Raw genomic sequence first — 17,963 nt, 5'->3', positions numbered from 1 at the left:
TCACTCGTCTGGGGCAGACAAACAGGGCGTAGTAATACAAATCAACACAGGCTGGGTGCGGAGTCCCGTGAATCGCATCCGGAGGTCCCTGTGCCGCGTCCGTTTCCCCTCAAGGCATGCAGGGGTTCCCGACTGCGCAGCACCGCCGCCGTGTTCAGCACGCTGTCCGCCGTCGCCGCGACCTCGCTGGTGACCGGACCATCGGTGGCCGAACCGTTCTCGGCGGTGCCGTGCGCGCTCCGGCGCACCTCGGCCCATCACTCGGAGGGCCTCGACACCTGGAACGCCGCCTATCCGCGGCCGAGGCGGGCGCTCGACGCCGTGATGGTCTTCCTGTCGTTCCCGGACGCGGCCCCGCGGACCACCCCCGCCCAGCTGGCCGCCGACCACTTCCCGGCCACCAGCCGCTTCTTCCGGCGGGCCTCCTACGGCAGGTTCACCCTCCGCGCGCATCCGATGAAGCACTGGATCCGGATGCCGCGGCCGTCGACCGCGTACGCCATACGGCGCGACTGGAGCCCCGAGGGCCGTGCCGCGTACCTGCACGACGCGCTCGCGGTCGCCGACCCGCGGGTCGACTTCTCGCGCTACGACATCGTCTACTTCGTCGCCGACCCGGACGCGCCCGGCGTGGACTCGGACGCGACGAAGGTCGTCAACCTGGACACCCCGCTGCGGGCCGACGGCACGGACCTGCGCCGTGTCGTCACGGTCTTCGAGAAGCACCCGCCGGACCGGCTCGTGCTCGCGCACGAGACCGGGCACGTCTTCGACCTGCCGGACCTCTACCACCGGCCGGACGACGGCAAGGGCGACTGGGACACCTACGTCGGCGACTGGGACCTGATGGGCAGCCAGTTCGGGCTGGCTCCCGACCTGTTCGGCTGGCACAAGTGGAAGCTGGGATGGCTGGATCCGCGCCAGGTGGTGTGCGTGCGGGAGGCGGGCGTGACGCGCCTGACGCTGGGGCCGCTGGGCACCGGTCCGGGTGTTGCGGTGACGGGCGCGGCGGGGCCGCCGGCCTTCGGTCTCGGCGAGGGCGTGAAGCTCGCGGTGGTGCGCACCGGCCCCGACAGCGTGATCGCCCTCGAGGCGCGCGACCGGGTCGGCAACGACACCGCGGCCTGCAGGTCGGGCGTCCTCGTCTACCGCGTGCGCGGCGCCGCCCAGTCCGGGGCCGGCCCCATCCAGGTCCTCGACGCCCACCCGCACACCGAGGCCTGCTGGGAGAACTCCGTCTACCCGCCCCTCGCGGACGCCCCGGTCGGCCTCGGCGAGACCTTCACCGTGCCGGGCGAGAAGATCCGGGTGAAGGTCGAGAGCCGCACGGCGTCGGGAGCCTGGAAGGTGAAGATCACAGCCGGCTGACCACGGCGACCCGAGGCCGCGGCGAACCGCGACGCCCGCACTCGCGCGGGCCCGCGACCGCACCGCGCGGAAACGACGAAGGCGAGGCCGGTTCGCGTTCCCCGCGAACTCGCCTCGCCTTCGCCATCGTGCGCCGCCAGGGACTCGAACCCCGGACCCGCTGATTAAGAGTCAGCTGCTCTAACCAACTGAGCTAGCGGCGCCTGCTGACGTCGTAGACCTTAGCATCCTGATCGGCCGGGGGAAAAATCGATATGCGCACGGCGGCACGCGCCGCCCGGACGGCCGCCCAGAGCAGGATCTCGGGGCCCGGCAGCCAGGGGTGACGGGTGTCCGGGGCGACGAGCCAGCGAGAGCCGGACGGGGCCGGCGGGGCGGGTGGGAGCAGGGCCGGGACGGTCACCGCGTCGCCGTTGCCGTGGCACAGCAGCGGCGGGATCTCGGCCGTACGGCCGAACTCCTCCCAGCGCAGCAGCGAGGGCAGCCGCTGTGCGGTACCGGGCGCGGCGAACAGCAGCATCCGGCCCCGGAAGGCCGCCACCGGGCCCGAGCCCGGGCCCTCGTCCCACAGCCGGTCGGCCATCCGGCGACCGAAGACCGCCGGCACGCTGACGACGTCGAAGACGGAACCGCAGGGCAGGACGACCGGGGCCTCGGGGCGCTCCTTCCACAGGGCGAGCGTGGAGCGCGGATACGTTCCTGCCGAGGCGAGCCAGGCGGCTCCGTCCGCGGTGACCTCGCAGACGTCGAAGCGGTCGGCGAACGGCTCGTTCCGTGGGCTGCTCATGGCACATACATCTACCCGGTGTGAACGTACCGCTCCGGGGAGTTGCCGGAATTCGGGACAGGCGGCGGGGGAAAGGGGTATCTTGCCCGCCTGGCATATGCCGGAGCGAAACGGCGCGTGTTCACACCGGGTCCGCGGACGTGGTCCCCTCGGCCCCGCTCAGCAGGCCGCGGCCGTACTCCACCATCTTCTCGGCGTAGGCCTCGGTCCACTCGGCGCGCTCCGCGATGTCCGCCGCCGTCAGCCGGTCGAACCGCCGCGGGTCCGCCAGCTGCGCGGCCGCGATCGCCTGGAACTCCACCGCGCGGTCGGCCGCGGCGCGGAACGCCTGTGTCAGCTCCGTCGCACGGGTCAGCAGCGTCCGCGGATCGTCGATCGACTCCAGATCGAAGAAGTGCTCCGGGTCGGAGGCCGCTTCCGCGGGCTCGAAGAGCAGGGGCGCGGGGCGTAGCCGCGGTTCGTTCCGACGCGGCGTGGGCTCCGCCATGTCTGGTCCTCCTCGTACTCATGCGTCGCGCGCGGCCCACCGGACAGCGGGCCACCGTCCATTGTCCCGCGACCGCGCAAGGGGGCCGGAGGGCCCGGACCGCGGGGTGCGCTCCCCGGCGCCCCCACACTCAAGGCCGCGAGCCGACGCGATGTTCCCGCAGCCGCGCGAGCACCGCGTGGTTCGCCTCCCAGCCGTCCGGGAACTTCACGAGCGTGCCCAGCTGGACCGGCTCCGTCGACGGGTAGTCGTCCAGCAGGTCGCTCACTCCCGCCCGGCAGACCACGATGCACGCATGCCGGTGGCGGGAGGCCAGGACGCACAGGCGGCCCGTCTCCAGATGGAAGGCGGTGGCGTCCGGCCGGCCGGAGAGCGGGTGCAGGACGACCGTGACGTCGTACTCGCGGCCCTGCAGGCGGTTGGCGGTGTCGACCGTGACCTCCGTGACGCCCGCCGCCGCCAGCGCCGCGCGGACCGCCGCCGCCTGGTCGCGGTGGGCGGTGCCGACGGCGACGCGGTCGGGGGACAGCGGCACGGGCTCCCCGGGAGCGCGCTCCGACGTCGCCGTACCGCCCCGCTCCAGCAGTCTGCGTACGACCGCCGCCACCGCGTCCACCGCCTCCGGGTCCGTCCGCGGGGTGTGCCGCGCGGGCAGCTCCAGCAGCCCCCAGCCGGAATCGGCGGCCTCGTCGATCACCCGGTCGGGGCCGGAGCCGTCGGAGGGGACGGCGAAGGAGAGGGAGCGGTCGCCGTGGCCGGTGCCGCTGCGGAAGGGCGTGTACGGGTAGAAGGCATCCGAGACCAGGGGGGCCGCGGAGGCCGGCAGCCGCCAGGACACCGGAAGGCGGTGCTGCGGCAGGTCGGGGTTGTGGGCCAGCAGGGTGGTCACGGCGGACGCCGAGGGGTCGTACGACAGCCCCGCCCACTGCTCGCCGCCCACGATCGAGAAGGGGTCGAGCTGCCCCGGGTCGCCCACGAACAGCGCCCGCTCGAACAGTCCGGCCACGGTGAGCAGCGCGTCCGAGCGCATCTGGTACGCCTCGTCGACGATCGCGTGCCGCCAGGGCTCGTCCACCTTCACGTGCGCCCACTTCGCGGCCGTGGAGACGACGACCGGCAGACCCGTCAGCTCCGCCGCCTTCGCCGACGTGCGGACCTGCGGCAGGTCGTCGAGCGCCTTGTCGTACGGGTCGGCGTCGCTGCTGTGCAGACGGCCGACCGGCAGCCCCGGGCTCTTCTCCGCGAGCCGCAGCACCAGGTCGTCCACCTGCGCGTTCGTCTGCGCGACGATCATCAACGGGCGGCCCGCGCCGGCCAGTTCGAGCGCCGCCCGGACGACCAGCGTGGACTTGCCGGCGCCCGGCGGGGAGTCGACGACCACGCCGCGGTGGGTGCCGTGCAGGGTGTCGCGCAGGATCGCGTCGGTGGCCTCGGCGGCCGCCGCGCCGGGGTCGGGAACGGTGGTCACAGGACGTCCTCCGCGGTCACCGGATCGGCGCTCTCGTGCACCGCCTCACCCGGCGGCCCGCCGTGCGTCCACGGCGTCCGCTCCGGGTCGGGCAGCTTCGGGCCGCCCCGCTGGTCGTGCTCGAAGGTCGTGAAGCAGAGCAGGTCGCCCTTCTCCGGCACCGAGCCGGGCTCGGGCACCTTGCCGCGGCCCATCCTGTCGACGACGCGCAGCACGAGCAGGCCGTCCGCCTCCTGGCCGACGAACTCCGCCGCCTGCGGCCTGCCGCCCAGCGAGCGGTACACCCTGGCCCGCTCACCCAGATACGGGCGGTCCTCCGTCCGCACGGTGACCAGCGGGCGCGGGCGGGGCTGCTTCCCCTCGCTGTAGGCCATCACGACGTCGGTGACCTCCGCGGTGAAGGCCTCCCCGGACAGCCGCCGCGCCGCCATCACCAGCGGGTCGTCGAGCGCCTCCTGCGCCTCCAGGCGGGCCTGCTCCCGCTCGCGCGAGGCCAGCTTGTTCGCGGCGGTGACCGCGTCGTCCCGGCGCGGCTGCGGGGGCTCGCCCGCGGCCACCCGGTCGCGGTGGCCGGTGAACGACCAGCGGTCGCGCGTCCACCGCTCCTCGACATGCGCGCCGACGGGCAGCGCGCGCAGCAGGTCCAGACCGCGCCAGACCTTCTCCCAGGTGGGCAGGGTGCGGCTCAGCACCAGCTCGCGGATCTCCCGTTCGGCGGCGGTCAGTTCGCCCAGCCGGTCGTCCGCCTCCAGACCGTCCGCGGCGGCGCCGAGGGCGGTACGCGCGCGGTCGTAGCGCTCGATGGCGGGGGCGAGGAGCCTGTTGTCGAAGGCCGGGTCGGTGGCCGGTCCGGCGGGCGGGCACCGCAGCTGGCCGTGCGCGTCCCGGGCGAGCTCGGCCGCGAGGGCCGCCGCCGCGCCGGAGGTGCCCTCGGGCGGGTCGATCCAGGCGAGCAGCGCGCCGAGGTGCTGGTCCTCCAGGCTGGACTGCCCGGTCGCCCAGTGCCGGGCCAGGACGTCCGTCGCCGCCAGCAGCAGCGAGGAGCCGGGCACGCGGGCACGCTCCCCGAAGTGCGTCAGCCAGCGGCCGAGCAGCGGCACCCGCGGGGGCGCCGGATAGGGGGTCTCCGGGTCCTGCTCCGCCGTACGCCGAAAGCGCATGGAGCGGCCGAGGAGCCGTACGAAGTCGATGCCCGCACGGCTCGGCACGATCAACTGCGGGGCGTCCGCGCACAGTTCGACCTCGACCTTGACCCGCTTGCCGGTCTCCGGGTCGGTGTCGGTGCGCTCCGCGGCCTCCACCTGCGCGGTGTAGTCCTCCAGGTACGGCAGGACCACGTCGGCCAGTTCGGCCAGGAACGCGAACCGGAGGTCGCGGTCGCGCGGCTGCGGCACGGCCAGCAGCCGCGGCGCCCGCCGGTCGGTGCCCACCAGCGCGCCGAGCGGGGCGCCGGCCTCGCCGGCGGTGGTCAGCGGCACGAAGACCAGGGGCCGCCCGGACAGGTGCCGGTGCCGGACGGTGGCGGCGGGCCGGGCGCGGCCGGTGCGGACGGCCTCCAGGCGGGCGAGGGTGGCGATCAGCGACACGGGGCGGCCTCCTCGCCGGTGACGGCCGCCGTGTGCCGGGCGGCCGACAGGGCCTCCGCGCGCAGCCGCGCCGCCCTGCGCAGCGCCGCCACCGCCGGGTCGTCCGGGTCGCCGCTCGCGCCGCTCGCCGCCGACAGGACCTCATCGACCCTCGTCAGGCCGCCCAGCTCGGCGCGGACCGGACGGCCCAGCGAGGTCACGGCACCTTCCGCGCGTGCGCGGTCGCGGCAGTGGAAGGCCAGCTCGCAGGCGGACAGGCAGTCGGGCGCGTACGTCGCAGGCACCGACTCGACGGCGTCCGTCAGCTGTTCGGCGGGCGACTCGGGGGAGAAGCAGGTGCCCTCGGGCAGCGAGTCGGCGATGTCCTCGACACGGGTGAGCCGGGCCAGCTGCCGCTCGGTGACGGCGCGCTGCTTGCGCACGTCGACGGCCGACGCGGTGGGCAGGTTGGAGAAGTCCCTGGGGCAGACGAGGAGGATCCGGTGCCGCACCCCGGCCGCCGGGGCGTGCCCCTGCGGCCCCGCGCCGAGACGCCCGGCCACCTCCTCGAGGGCCAGCACGTAGACCGCCGCCTGGCGCGCCGCCGCACCCACCTTCGAGGGGTCCGCGGAACCGTCCAGCATGGGGAAGGACTTGATCTCGACGACCGTCCAGCCGCCGTCCGGGTGCACCACCACCGCGTCCGGCTCCAGGAACGCGGGGGAGCCGGCCACCTCCAGCGCGAGCATCGGATGGTCCAGCAGGGTCCAGGTGCCCGCGGCCGCGGTCGCCTCACGCAGCGCCAGCTCCGTACGCGCCGCGCGGCCCTCGGGCCCGGTGGCCGCGAGGTCGGGCACCCGCGCCCCGGCGGGCGGCCGGGCGCGCGGGTCCAGCTTCTCGTGCACCAGCCGCAGCAGCTCCGCGCCGCCGTCCGCCTTGACCTTCGCCTCGAACGCGTTGCCCCGCGTGAACGCGAACTGCGACTGCCCGAACACCGACGGGGAGCCGAGCCTGCTCGCCACCGCCGCCTTGTCCACCCCGGCGCCGTCCAGGATCGCGCGCCGTCTGCAGCCCGGGTTCGCGGCCAGCGCCGCGAGAGCGCGGGCGTCCAGTGCCTTGGCCGGTACTCCGGGACCGCGCAGTTCAGCGAGCCGCTGCCGCAGCGCCGTCCCCCGCGTCCGCGGGGGAGGCACTCGGCTCGGCTCCGGATCCGGCCCGGGACTCGCGCTGCCGTGGAAATCGCTCACCCGCGGAAGTCTGGCATCCGCCACTGACAATCGAGGAGCCTGTGCCGCCTGAGGCCGCCGCGGCGAACGGCAGCCGCGCCCACAGCCGGTCCGCGCCCCGCGTCACGCGCGGCGTCAGGAACAGCCCGAGCCCCATCACGGCCACACCCGCGACCGCGTCGAGGAGATAGTGGTTCGCGGTGCCCATGACCACGATCGTGGTCAGCAGCGGATAGGCGACGCCGGCGACCTTGGTCGCACGCGTCCCGCCGTGGCGCCACAGCATGACACCGCACCACAGGGCCCACCCCACGTGCAGGCTCGGCATGGCCGCGTACTGGTTCGTCATGCCCCCGAACCCCTTGGGTGCGCTGGCCGCGCCGCCCCACCAGCCGTACGAGCTGTACTGGGCCATCGTGTCCACGAACCCGTGGCCCGCCGTGAGCAGCCGCGGCGGGCAGGTCGGCACCAGGGCGAAGCCGATCAGGCCGATGAAGGTCGACGTCATCAGCCAGGTGCGGGCGGCGCGGTAGTGCACGGCGCGCGATCTGAACAGCCAGACCAGGATGGCCGGGGTGACCAGGTAGTGCAGCGACGCGTACCAGAAGTCGGCCGGGACACCGAGCCAGGTCTCGCGCGTGAAGAGGCGGTTGAGCGGGTGCTCGGCGTTGAGGTGCAGGAACTGCTCGACGCGCAGGATCGCCACGCCGTGGTCCACGGCGCCGGCGGTGTCGCCGCGGACAAGGAGCCGGGCTGCCGAGTAACACCCGTACACCAGAAAGATCAGCGGCAGCTCGGACCACCAGCGCAGGCGGGTCCGCGGGGCTGCTGCCTCGATGCCCGGTGTCGTCTCGGTCCTCGGCATCCGATCGCCTCCCCCTTCATTATTCTCGCGCGGCACCCGCCCGGCCGGACGGGCCGTGCCACTTTACGGCGTACGTGCGCGCCTCGTGCGGGCGCCCCGGCCCTCAAAGACGCAGAGATCGCCCGATGGGTTGCCCCAGGCAGGCCGCGGTCCGGGGTGGGCGATGATGAAGGGGCTCCGCCTGTCGTCCGTCACGGAAGGTCCCTCCCCCTCATGGCACCGCGCATCCTGCTGGTCCGGCACGGACAGACCGAGTGGTCCCTGTCCGGGAAACACACCGGGCGGACCGACGTGCCGCTGCTGGAGGAGGGCCGGCGCGGCGCCAAGCTGCTCGGCGAGCGGCTGCACCAGGCGCCTCTCGACGGGCTCCCGGACGTCGAGGTGCGCACCAGCCCGCTGGCCCGCGCGCGTGCGACGTGCGAGCTGGCCGGGTTCGGCGAGCGGGCCGCCGCCTGGGACACGCTCATGGAGTGGGACTACGGCGCGTACGAGGGCATGACGCCGGACGACATCCACGCCGTGCGGCCGGGCTGGCTGATCTGGCGGGACGGCGTCCCCGGGGGCGAGTCGCCCGCCGAGGTGACCGCCCGGGCCGACGAGGTGGTGGCCTGGGCCCGGTCGGCCGACCGGGACGTGCTGGTCTTCGCCCACGGGCACATACTGCGGTCCCTCGGAGCGCGGTGGCTGGGCCTGCCGGTCGGCTTCGCGGCGCGGATACGGCTGCACCCGGCGTCCCTGTCGGTGCTGGGGTGGGCGTACGGGGAGCCGGCGATCGAGAGCTGGAACGACCTGGGGCACCTCGCGGGGTAGGGCCCGTGGTCCGGGCGGTGCCGTACCGCGGGCGTCACGTCCGCGACCGGCCCCCGGGCACGCCGCCCGGTAGGGCTCACGCCGTGCGCGGCAGCGAGGCGTGCCGCTCCAGGAAGCCCGAGACCCCCGATGCCCGCCGGTGCGGCAGCAGCACCCGGGCCGTGCCCGCCAGCATGGTCTGGATCCGGGACGACTGGACCTGGTCCAGCAGGTCCAGCACCCGCATCCCCGCCGCGGCCGCCTCGTCCGGGCGGCCGCCGCGCGCGAGGTCGTCGGCCAGTTCCGCCGTGTAGAGGGCGATGTTGCGGGTGAAGTGCGGGTCCTGGAGCCGCGCCGCACGACGCGCGTGGCGGGCGGCGCGCGGCCAGTCGCCGAGCGTCGACCAGCACTGCGCCTCCAGGCCCTCCAGTTCGGCCTCCCCGTAGAAGCTCATCCACTCGGGGTCGGCGTCCGAGCGGCCCCGGTCGTAGAGGGTCTGCGCGCGGACGAGCGCCTGTTCGCAGCCGGTGCGGTCGGCGAGCCCCGCCCAGCCGCCCGCCTCGCGCAGCGCGAGCAGCGACATCAGCCGGGGCGAGCCGAGCGAGCGCCCGGCGCGCTGCGCGGCCTGCGCGGCCCGCACCGCCTCGCGCGGACGCCCGGCGTCGCGCGCGAGGAAGGCCGTGTTGCAGAAGGCGTGCGCCTCCAGGCCGTCGTCGCCGGTCACCCGGGCGGTCGCCAGCGCCTCCGCGTAGTGCGAGCGGGCGTCCTCGAAGCGGCCCGAGTCGTGCGCCAGCCAGCCGACGGAGATGGCGAGTTCGCCGGCGCCCGAGTGCAGCCGGTCGGCGGTCGCCTGCCGGGTCGCGCCGGCGTCCAGCAGCGCGTAGGCGGCGCGCAACGGCGTCGACGCGCGCCGGTAGAGCCCGTCCGCGCCGTGCCGGTCGTCGAGCAGCCTGATCCTGCGGACGGCCTCCTCGACCGCGTACACGTCGCTCGTCCCGGGGCGGCGGACGGGGTGTCCCGCTGCCGCCGTGTCGGGGGCGAGCCCCATCCGGCCCATCGAGGCGGCGGCCACCGTGGCGCCGCCGCCGGTCATGAATGCGCGACGTAGCACGTCGCTCTCCTCGTGGTTCTCGTTGTACGGGTTGTACGGGTCCTGCGGGTTGTACGGGTCCTGCTGGTTGTGCTGGTTCTCCGGGTCCTGCGCTTCCTCGCGGTTCTGCGTCCCATACGGCTCACGGCACCCGTGCGTCTCACCGGGGACCCGCGCCCGGCGTCCGCGGACGGACGCGCGCGGCGCGAAGCCCAGGTCGGTGAGGGTCCGGCCGGGGAACATGTGCAGGAACACCCGTTCGTAGGCGTAGTTGGGGCAACGGATCTCGCCCGCCTCGACCCGGCCGACGTAGCGCGCGTCGCAGCTGACCCGCTCCCCGATCTCGCGCGCGGCTCGTCGTACCGCCGCGGCGAACTCGGCCGGTGAGCGCTGTCCGCGCAGCTCCCGGAAGACGAGGTTCGGCCGCGGTGGCCGTGCGGGCGTGGGCTGAGACGAGGTCACCTTCGACGACGTCATGGCCGGGTCCTCTCGTGCGAACCGTCGAACCATGCCGGGGGCGGGGTGAGTTGTCCGTGCGGCTGCCCCGCTCCCGGCGGCCACGAACGTACCGGCTGTGCCGGTCCCGCCACGCAGGGTTTGGCTACAAACCGGATATCTCATACCGGATCTGCCATGAAGTGCCATCCTTTGTGGCTGACTTCCGCCGTAGCCGTTGACGCGGCGCCGCGTTGAACCCTGCGGACCGGGAGCCGCCCGAACTCCCGACCCGCTTCGTTCAAGGAGGGGTTCCGTGGTGGAGGCCGGGATGGAGACCAGCCAGAGCGTCGTTCCTCGTGTGCCGTCGGCGACCGCGGGGCACGCCCAGGGCGTGCGGTGCGGCGCCCCGCCCGGTGCGGACAGCCCGTGCGACCTGGTCACCGTGCCGTCGCGGCAGGGCCTGGAGGCGGTCGACATCCTGCGGCGCGGTGCGGGCGACGCGGTCGGTCCCGTACTGCACGACGACGGCGGTCGCACCCTGGGCTTCCTGGTGCCGCCCGGCACGGCCGCCGCCTGGGACCTGCCGGGCAGCACCTGTACCGAGACCGACGGCCGCGGTCTGCGCCTGGACCCCGAGCCGCCGGTGGAGGGCTCGGACTGGCTGCTGCCGCCCGGCGAGGCCGACCTGGCGACGGACCCGGCCGTGCTGCGCGCCGCGCTGGGCGAGGCGGCCCGGATCATCGAGGCCGCGGACAGCTGCCGCTGACCGCACCCCGCGCGGGTATGAGCGCCGAAGGCCCCTGATAATGACGCGATGGGAAGGTCCAGGAACCCCGGGCGCCCGCGGGGCGGCGCGGCAGCCGTCGTCGAGAACGTCGACGGCGGGCTCGCCGAACTGCTGCCGGACCCGGACCGGGCGCGGGCCTGGACGCTGCTCATCGACGGGGCGCCGCAGTCCCACGTCGATCTGGACGACCCCACCCACCTGTCCTTCGAGTACCAGCGCAGGCTCGGGCACGTCGTCGATCTCGCCGCGCCGGCCGGGAAGCCCGTGCACGCCGTCCACCTCGGCGGAGGCGCCTTCACCCTCGCCCGTTATGTCGCCGCCACCCGGCCCCGCGCCACCCAGCAGGTCGTCGAGCGGGACGCGGCACTGGTCCGGCTGGTCCGCCGCGAGCTGCCGCTGGACACCGGCGCCCGGATCCGGGTGCGTGCCGTGGACGCCCGCGACGGGCTCGCCAGGATGCTCGACGGCTGGGCCGACCTGGTCGTCGCCGACGTCTTCAGCGGGGCCCGGACGCCCGCCCACCTCACCTCCACCGAGTTCCTCGACGAGATCCGCAGGGTGCTGAAACCGGGCGGCTGCTACGCCGCCAACCTCACCGACGGGCCGCCGCTCGCGCACCTGCGCGGTCAGATCGCCACCACGGCCGCGCGTTTCGCCGACCTCGCGCTGATCGTCGACCCGGCCGTGCTGCGCGGCAAGCGCTTCGGCAACGCGGTCCTCGTCGCCTCCGACGCGCCCCTGCCGGTCGCCGAACTGACCCGGCGCGCCGCCTCCGACCCGCACCCGGGCCGGGTCGAACACGGCCGCGCGCTGCTGGACTTCACCGGTGGCGCGGCCGCGGTGACGGACCGTTCGGCGACCGCCTCACCGGCACCGCCGCCCTCGGCGTTCCGCTAGGACCTGTCTGAGAGGGACTGTCCGACCATTCCCGCCCGCCCCGCAGCCCAGCGCCCTCGTCGCGGCCCCGGCCGCCGTCCCGCTCGCGCCGCGCGGGTACGGGGCCGTTCCTCCGGTCGCGGCGGCGCGGCGCTCAGTAGTTGCCGATCTCGACGTGCGGCGGGCCGTCGTGCCACGTGCAGAACACCGACACCCGGTCCGTCCCCGAGCTGAACTCCACCCGGATCCACGACTCCGTCTTCCACACCTGCATCGACCAGCCCGCGCCCGGGGTCGCCGACACCAGCGTCGCGTCCGCCGCGCCGAGCGAGAACACCGCGCGCCCGCCGTCCGTGTCGTAGGCCTTGACCTGGCCGGACGCGGTGGGCGTGGGGGTCGGGTCCGGTGTTGTCGGCCGCGTCGGCGGCGCGGGGGTCGCGGACGGCCTCGCCGGCGCCTTCTTCGACGGTGAAGGCGACGGGGACGGAGCGGGCCGACTCGTCGCCGACACCAGGGGCTTCGACTCCTGGGTGGTCGCGTCGGCAGCCGTGATCGGCAGGGCGCGCGGCGGGTCGTACGCCGTGCCCGCCATCACCGTGTGGACGCCCCACCACGACAGCGTGACCGCCGCGCCCGTGGCGAGCGACCAGGCCAGTACGTGTACGAGTCCTCTGCGCATCGCGGGCCATACTGCCCCACGCGCCCCACCGGTGTCCTGCCCCCGTCCACAAGAGCGGAGTTGTCCACAGGTCCAGACCCCGTTCCTCCGCATGGCGTACGGTGCGGCGCATGGCAAGTGTGCTCGTGGTCGAGGACGACCAGTTCGTGCGCTCGGCGCTGATCCGGCACCTGACCGACGCCGCGCACACGGTGCGCAGTGTCGGGACGGCGCTGGAGGCGCTGCGCGAGGTCGCCCATTTCGCTTTCGACGTCGTCATCCTGGACCTCGGACTGCCCGATCTGGACGGGTCCGAGGCGCTGAAGATGCTGCGCGGCATCACCGACGTGCCGGTGATCATCGCCACCGCGCGGGACGACGAGACGGAGATCGTCCGGCTGCTGAACGCGGGCGCGGACGACTACCTGACCAAGCCCTTCTCCGTCGAGCACCTGTCCGCGCGGATGGCCGCGGTCCTGCGCCGGGCCCGCTCCGCCCCGGCGGACGTCCCGCCGTCCGCCGTCCTGCGCGTGGGCGGCCTCACCGTCGACCCGCAGCGCCGCCAGGCCGAGCTGGACGGCGTCCGGCTCGACCTCACCCGCCGCGAGTTCGACCTGCTCGCCTTCCTGGCCGGCCGCCCGGGCGTCGTGGTGCCGCGCAAGGAACTGCTCGCCGAGGTGTGGCAGCAGTCGTACGGCGACGACCAGACCATCGACGTCCATCTGTCCTGGCTGCGGCGGAAGCTGGGCGAGACGGCGGCCCGGCCGCGCTATCTGCACACGCTGCGCGGCGTCGGCGTGAAGCTGGAACCACCCGGTGGGGAGCCGCCGCGATGAGACTGGAACCACCCGGTGGGGAGCCGCCGCGATGAGATGGGCACTGGTCAAGGTCTGTCTGGCGGTCACCGCCATGGTCGTGGTCGCCTTCGCGGTGCCGCTCGGGCTCGTGATCAAGGAGATGGCCCGGGACCGCGCGTTCTCCAACGCCGAGCGGGAGGCGGCCGCGATCGCCCCGGCGCTGTCCATCACCACCGAGCGCGACCAGCTGGAGCGGGTCGTGGCCTCCGCGGGCTCGGACTCCGGGATGGCCGTGCACATACCCGAGGCCGCCGGCCAGCCGGCCGTCGACATCGGCCGGCGGCGCGCCGCCGGCAAGGACATCGCCACCGTGCGCAGGCTGGGCCGGGCCTCCACCACCGAGGTCTCCGGCGGCTCCACACTGCTGCAGCCGGTCGCGCTGAGCTCCGGCGCGATCGCCGTCGTCGAGGTCTACGTCCCCGAGTCCGAGGTGAGCAACGGCGTCGGCACGGCGTGGGCGGTGCTCGCCGGGGTCGGCGTCGCGCTGATCGTCGGCTCGGTCGCCGTCGCCGACCGCCTCGGCGTACGCATGGTGCAGCCCGCGCAGCGGCTGGTCGAGGGCGCGCACGAGCTGGGGGAGGGGAAGCTGGGGGCACGGGTGCCGGAGGAGGGGCCGAACGAGCTGCGGCTGGCCGCCGTCGCGTTCAACGCCATGGCCGACCAGGTCGTGCAACTGCTGGCGAACGAGCGGGAGTTGGCGGCAGACCTGTCGCACCGCCTGCGTACCCCGCTGACCGTGCTGCGGCTCAACGCCGCCTCGCTCGGTGACGGGCCCGCCGCCGACCAGACCCGGGCCGCCGTCGCCCAGCTGGAGCGCGAGGTCGACACCATCATCCGCACCGCCCGGGACGCCAAGCCGCAGACCGCGGCGGCCGGGCCCGGCGCCGGATGCGACGCGGCCGAGGTGGTCCGCGAGCGGATGGCGTTCTGGTCGGCGCTCGCGGAGGACGAGGGCCGCAAGTGGCGGGTGGCCGGTGCCGACCGGCCGGTGCGCATACCCGTGGCCCGGGCGGACCTCGCGGCCGCGCTGGACGCCCTGCTCGGCAACGTCTTCCGGCACACCGCCGAGGGCACGGCCTTCGCGGTCGACCTGCACAACGGCGAGGACGCGGTGATCGTGCTCGTCTCGGACGCGGGCCCGGGCATCCCCGACCCCGAGGCGGCGATGGCACGTGGGCGCGGGTCGGGCAGCGACGGCTCGACGGGCCTCGGGCTGGACATCGTGCGCCGGCTCGCGGAGTCGACCGGCGGTGACATACGGCTCGGTTCGTCGGTGCTGGGCGGGACCGAGGTGCGCATCTGGATCCAGCTGGACGGGCGGGCGCGCATACCCGGCGGACGGGGCCACAGGTCGGTGCGCAGGCGGCGGAAGGCGTTCGCCAGGTGACCCGGCGTAGCCGGATTGGTCTCGACCTTTAACCGTCTCCGATCCCTTCCTTAAGCGCACCCTAAGATCCTCAACGCCCGCCCGGATCAAGCGGTTTGCCCGATTCCGGATCGCTAGCGTGCTGCCGCACCCCCACCCGTAACAGCGAAGGCAGGCACGCGATGAGCACGCATCGGCGCAAGGTCAGCGGCAGAAGCAAGGCGATAGGCGCTGTGGTCGCCGCGGCCGCCGTGGGCGGCGGCGCCCTCGTGCTGACGGGCACCGCGCAGGCGGCCGGCGTGGGCGCCGCGTACACCAAGACCAGTGACTGGTCGACGGGCTACACCGCGCAGTACGTCGTCACCAACAACACCACCACCGCGGAGAAGAACTGGAAGCTGGAGTTCGACCTGCCCTCCGGCGCGAGGCTGAGCTCGCTCTGGAACGCCGAGTCGAGCGTGAGCGGACAGCACGTCACCGTGACGCCGGCCAAGTGGGACACCGACGGCCTCGCGCCCGGCAAGTCCGTCACGGTCGGTTTCGTCGTCAACGGGACCGCGGACCCGAGGAGTTGTGTCATCGACGGCGCCAAGTGCTCCGCCGACGACGGCGCCACGCCCGAGCCGAGCGGCCGGCCGACCGGGTCCGCCACGCCGACCGCCACGCCCACGCCGACCCGGACGGCGACACCCACCTCGACGCCCACCCCCACGGCCACGCCGTCACAGAGCACCGGCACCGGCACCAGGGCGAGCGCGGGTTTCGCGCCCTACGTCGACACCTCGCTCTACCCGGCCTTCGACCTGCTCGCCAGTGCCGAGGCGACCGGCGTGAAGAACTACAACCTGGCCTTCATCACCGACGGCGGCGGCTGCACGCCCAAGTGGGGCGGTGTCACCGACCTCGGCAGCGACGGTGTCGCCTCGCAGATCGGCGCGCTGCGCGCCAAGGGCGGCGACGTCCGCGTCTCCTTCGGCGGCGCGTCCGGTTCGGAACTGGCGACGACGTGCTCCTCGGTGGACGCGCTGGCGGCGGCGTACGGCAAGGCCGTGGACCAGTTCAAGCTGACCAAGGTCGACTTCGACATCGAGGGCGGCGCGCTGCCCAACACCACGGCGAACACCAACCGGGCCAAGGCCATCGCCGAGCTCCAGCGGCAGCACCCGGGCCTGGACGTCTCCTTCACCCTCCCGGTCATGCCCGAGGGCCTCACCCAGGACGGCGTGAACCTGCTGTCCGACGCCAAGTCCAACGGCGTGAAGACCTCCGCCGTCAACATCATGGCGATGGACTACGGCGCCTCCTACAGCGGCGACATGGGCACCTACGCCGAGCAGGCGGCCACCGCCACCCAGGCCCAGGTCAAGAGCGTGCTCGGGCTGTCCGACGCCGACGCCTGGAAGACGGTCGCGGTCACCCCGATGCTCGGGGTCAACGACGTCTCGTCGGAGGTCTTCAAGGTCGGCGACGCCACCCAGCTGGTGAACTTCGCCAAGTCCAAGGGCCTCGGCTGGCTCTCGATGTGGTCGGCCACCCGCGACAAGCAGTGCGCCGGCGGCACCAAGCCCACCGCGGACGCCACCTGCAGCTCGATCCTCCAGGGCAGGTTCGCCTTCTCGAAGGCCTTCGGCGCCTTCAACTGACCCCGCACGACGGGGGCTGACGCGCCCCGGCCGGCTCTCCCCCCACCCGGCCGGGGCGCACCTCCGTGTCTCCCCGGCCGAAGGACCGCGCCCTCACATGAGTACGGGGCGCGGCACCCGCCTCCGGTGCCGCGCCCCGCCCCCCGCTCCTGGTCCCCCGCTCCCGCCTCCCCCTCCGGGGGCCTCCTCAGTCGGTCGTCACAGGAGGCAGCGTGCCCGTACGGGCGGCCTGTCCGTACCAGTGGGCGCTCGACTTCGGCGTACGGGTGAGCGTCACGTAGTCCACGTACACCGCGCCGAACCGCTTCTCGTAGCCGTAGGCCCACTCGAAGTTGTCCATCAGGGACCACAGGTAGTAGCCGCGGACGTCCGCCCCGTCGGTGATGGCGCGGCGCACCGCCGAGAGGTGGCCGTGCAGATAGGCGACGCGCTCCGGGTCGTGGACGCGGCCGTCGGGGTCGGGCTTGTCGTCGTAGGCGGCGCCGTTCTCGGTGATGTAGAGGGGCAGGCCCGGGGCCTCGCGCGAGTAGCGCATGATCAGCTCGTGCAGGCCGGTCGGGTCGATCGTCCAGCCCATCTCCGTGCGCTCGCCCGGCGTCTGGTGGAAGAGGACGTCGTCCGCGCCCGGCCAGGGGGAGTGCTCGCTCGCGCCGTGGCCGTCGGTGCGCGGGCCGGTCACCGGGCCGTCCGCGGCCGAGACCAGGGCCGGCGTGTAGTAGTTGAGGCCCAGTGCGTCCAGCGGCTGGTGGATCGCCTCCAGGTCGCCGTCGAGGACGTACGACCAGTCGGTGATCGACTCCGTCGCCGTGAACAGCGACTGCGGGTACGCGCCGTGCAGTACGGGCCCGTGGAAGACGCCGTTGGCCAGGTCGTCGATCTTCCGCACGGCCGCCAGGTCGTCCGCGTTCTGCGGGGAAAGGGGCCTGACGACCGAGGAGTTGAGGCTGATGGCGACCGAGTTGCGCGCGGGCATCACGGAACGCAGCGCCGAAGTCCCGAGCCCGTGCGCCAGGTTGAGGTGGTGGGCGGCGCGCAGCGACGCCTCGGGGTCGGTGCGGCCCGGGGCGTGCACGCCGGAGGCGTAGCCCAGGAAGGCGCTGCACCACGGCTCGTTGAGCGTGATCCACTGCTCCACCCGGTCGCCGAGGGCCTCGCCGACGATCTGCGCGTACTCGGCGAACCGGTAGGCCGTGTCCCGCTCCGGCCAGCCGCCCGCGTCCTCCAGCTCCTGCGGCAGGTCCCAGTGGTAGAGGGTGATCGCCGGCTTGATGCCGTGCGCGAGCAGCTCGTCCACCAGGCGCCGGTAGAAGTCCAGGCCCCGCTGCACGGCCGGGCCCCGGCCGGTCGGCTGCACCCGGGGCCAGGAGACCGAGAAGCGGTAGCCGGTCAGCCCCAGCTCGGCCATGAGCGCGACGTCTTCCCGGTAGCGGTGATAGTGGTCGACAGCGATGTCACCGTGCTCGCCGCCGACGGTCCTGCCCGGGGTGTGGCTGAAGGTGTCCCAGATCGAGGGCGTACGGCCGTCCTCCCGCACCGCACCCTCGATCTGGTACGCGGAGGTCGCGGCGCCCCAGAGGAAGGCGGGAGGAAAGGTCACCGGGTTCGCAGGTTGTGCGGACTCAAGCATGGAAGCGCTCCCATAAGTGGTCGTTCAGACCGAAGAGTTGAGGAGGGGGGAAGGGGGCCGAGGCGG

At 74.1% G+C, this 17,963-nt stretch carries 16 protein-coding genes and 1 tRNA gene; 7 read left to right on the top strand and 10 right to left on the bottom strand.

Annotated elements, in window-relative coordinates; genetic code table 11:
- The first annotated feature begins 90 nt into the window (after window positions 1-90).
- Window positions 91-1,368 (top strand): M6 family metalloprotease domain-containing protein, encoded by a 1,278-nt coding sequence (locus ACJ9NR_RS14905; protein WP_412488047.1) that lies wholly within the window; start codon window positions 91-93, stop codon window positions 1,366-1,368.
- 129 nt (window positions 1,369-1,497) lie between these two features.
- On the opposite strand, the gene ACJ9NR_RS14900 is transcribed toward ACJ9NR_RS14905, so the two are convergent.
- The 7 genes from ACJ9NR_RS14900 to ACJ9NR_RS14870 all read right to left on the bottom strand — a co-directional run bounded on the left by ACJ9NR_RS14900 (window position 1,498) and on the right by ACJ9NR_RS14870 (window position 7,766).
- Window positions 1,498-1,571, bottom strand: a tRNA-Lys gene (locus ACJ9NR_RS14900).
- Entirely contained in the window at window positions 1,562-2,236 is a 675-nt protein-coding gene (locus ACJ9NR_RS14895) for a bifunctional DNA primase/polymerase (protein WP_412488833.1), read from the bottom strand. Before ACJ9NR_RS14895 ends, ACJ9NR_RS14900 begins: the two co-directional genes overlap by 10 nt.
- Window positions 2,237-2,276: 40 nt before the next feature.
- Window positions 2,277-2,642: a DUF8844 domain-containing protein gene (locus ACJ9NR_RS14890; RefSeq protein WP_412488046.1), complete on the bottom strand. Its 366-nt coding sequence runs from the start codon at window positions 2,640-2,642 to the stop codon at window positions 2,277-2,279.
- 130 nt (window positions 2,643-2,772) lie between these two features.
- Complete coding sequence (locus ACJ9NR_RS14885) at window positions 2,773-4,110, bottom strand: AAA domain-containing protein (protein ID WP_412488045.1); 1,338 nt, start codon at window positions 4,108-4,110, stop codon at window positions 2,773-2,775.
- On the bottom strand, window positions 4,107-5,696 hold the full coding sequence (locus ACJ9NR_RS14880; RefSeq protein WP_412488044.1) for a hypothetical protein: 1,590 nt from the start codon (window positions 5,694-5,696) through the stop codon (window positions 4,107-4,109). Before ACJ9NR_RS14880 ends, ACJ9NR_RS14885 begins: the two co-directional genes overlap by 4 nt.
- Window positions 5,687-6,868: a hypothetical protein gene (locus ACJ9NR_RS14875; RefSeq protein WP_412488043.1), complete on the bottom strand. Its 1,182-nt coding sequence runs from the start codon at window positions 6,866-6,868 to the stop codon at window positions 5,687-5,689. Before ACJ9NR_RS14875 ends, ACJ9NR_RS14880 begins: the two co-directional genes overlap by 10 nt.
- Window positions 6,819-7,766 (bottom strand): phosphatase PAP2 family protein, encoded by a 948-nt coding sequence (locus ACJ9NR_RS14870; RefSeq protein ID WP_412488042.1) that lies wholly within the window; start codon window positions 7,764-7,766, stop codon window positions 6,819-6,821. The genes ACJ9NR_RS14875 and ACJ9NR_RS14870 overlap by 50 nt, the downstream gene beginning before the upstream one ends.
- A 213-nt stretch (window positions 7,767-7,979) precedes the next feature.
- On the opposite strand from ACJ9NR_RS14870, the gene ACJ9NR_RS14865 reads away from it, so the two are divergent.
- A complete protein-coding gene (locus ACJ9NR_RS14865) occupies window positions 7,980-8,576 on the top strand; it encodes a histidine phosphatase family protein (RefSeq protein ID WP_412488041.1) in 597 nt (198 codons plus the stop codon).
- A 76-nt stretch (window positions 8,577-8,652) separates the two neighbouring features.
- Here ACJ9NR_RS14865 and ACJ9NR_RS14860 read toward each other — a convergent pair whose 3' ends face one another.
- Window positions 8,653-10,122 carry an NsdA family TPR-like regulatory protein gene (locus ACJ9NR_RS14860; protein WP_412488040.1) on the bottom strand — a complete coding sequence of 490 codons (1,470 nt, stop codon included), beginning with the start codon at window positions 10,120-10,122 and terminating at the stop codon, window positions 8,653-8,655.
- 289 nt (window positions 10,123-10,411) lie between these two features.
- Here ACJ9NR_RS14860 and ACJ9NR_RS14855 point away from each other — a divergent pair, with 289 nt between their 5' ends.
- Window positions 10,412-10,849: a hypothetical protein gene (locus ACJ9NR_RS14855; protein WP_412488832.1), complete on the top strand. Its 438-nt coding sequence runs from the start codon at window positions 10,412-10,414 to the stop codon at window positions 10,847-10,849.
- 48 nt (window positions 10,850-10,897) lie between these two features.
- Window positions 10,898-11,767 (top strand): spermidine synthase, encoded by an 870-nt coding sequence (locus ACJ9NR_RS14850; RefSeq protein WP_412488039.1) that lies wholly within the window; start codon window positions 10,898-10,900, stop codon window positions 11,765-11,767.
- Window positions 11,768-11,900: 133 nt separating this feature from the next.
- Here ACJ9NR_RS14850 and ACJ9NR_RS14845 read toward each other — a convergent pair whose 3' ends face one another.
- Entirely contained in the window at window positions 11,901-12,425 is a 525-nt protein-coding gene (locus ACJ9NR_RS14845) for a hypothetical protein (RefSeq protein WP_412488038.1), read from the bottom strand.
- Between the two features lie 110 nt (window positions 12,426-12,535).
- Between ACJ9NR_RS14845 and ACJ9NR_RS14840 the strand changes: the two genes are divergently transcribed.
- The 3 genes from ACJ9NR_RS14840 to ACJ9NR_RS14830 all read left to right on the top strand — a co-directional run bounded on the left by ACJ9NR_RS14840 (window position 12,536) and on the right by ACJ9NR_RS14830 (window position 16,270).
- Window positions 12,536-13,240 (top strand): response regulator transcription factor, encoded by a 705-nt coding sequence (locus tag ACJ9NR_RS14840; RefSeq protein WP_412488037.1) that lies wholly within the window; start codon window positions 12,536-12,538, stop codon window positions 13,238-13,240.
- Window positions 13,241-13,271: 31 nt separating this feature from the next.
- Window positions 13,272-14,648 (top strand): sensor histidine kinase, encoded by a 1,377-nt coding sequence (locus tag ACJ9NR_RS14835; protein ID WP_412488036.1) that lies wholly within the window; start codon window positions 13,272-13,274, stop codon window positions 14,646-14,648.
- A gap of 161 nt (window positions 14,649-14,809) precedes the next feature.
- Window positions 14,810-16,270 (top strand): glycoside hydrolase family 18 protein, encoded by a 1,461-nt coding sequence (locus ACJ9NR_RS14830; RefSeq protein ID WP_412488035.1) that lies wholly within the window; start codon window positions 14,810-14,812, stop codon window positions 16,268-16,270.
- A 187-nt stretch (window positions 16,271-16,457) separates the two neighbouring features.
- Here ACJ9NR_RS14830 and ACJ9NR_RS14825 read toward each other — a convergent pair whose 3' ends face one another.
- A complete protein-coding gene (locus ACJ9NR_RS14825) occupies window positions 16,458-17,897 on the bottom strand; it encodes a GH1 family beta-glucosidase (protein ID WP_412488034.1) in 1,440 nt (479 codons plus the stop codon).
- Window positions 17,898-17,963: the final 66 nt, after the last annotated feature.

The sequence above is a fragment of the Streptomyces sediminimaris genome, assembly GCF_047049295.1.
Taxonomy (GTDB): Bacteria; Actinomycetota; Actinomycetes; order Streptomycetales; family Streptomycetaceae; genus Streptomyces; species Streptomyces sediminimaris.
This window is presented reverse-complemented; position numbering and strand designations above follow the sequence as displayed.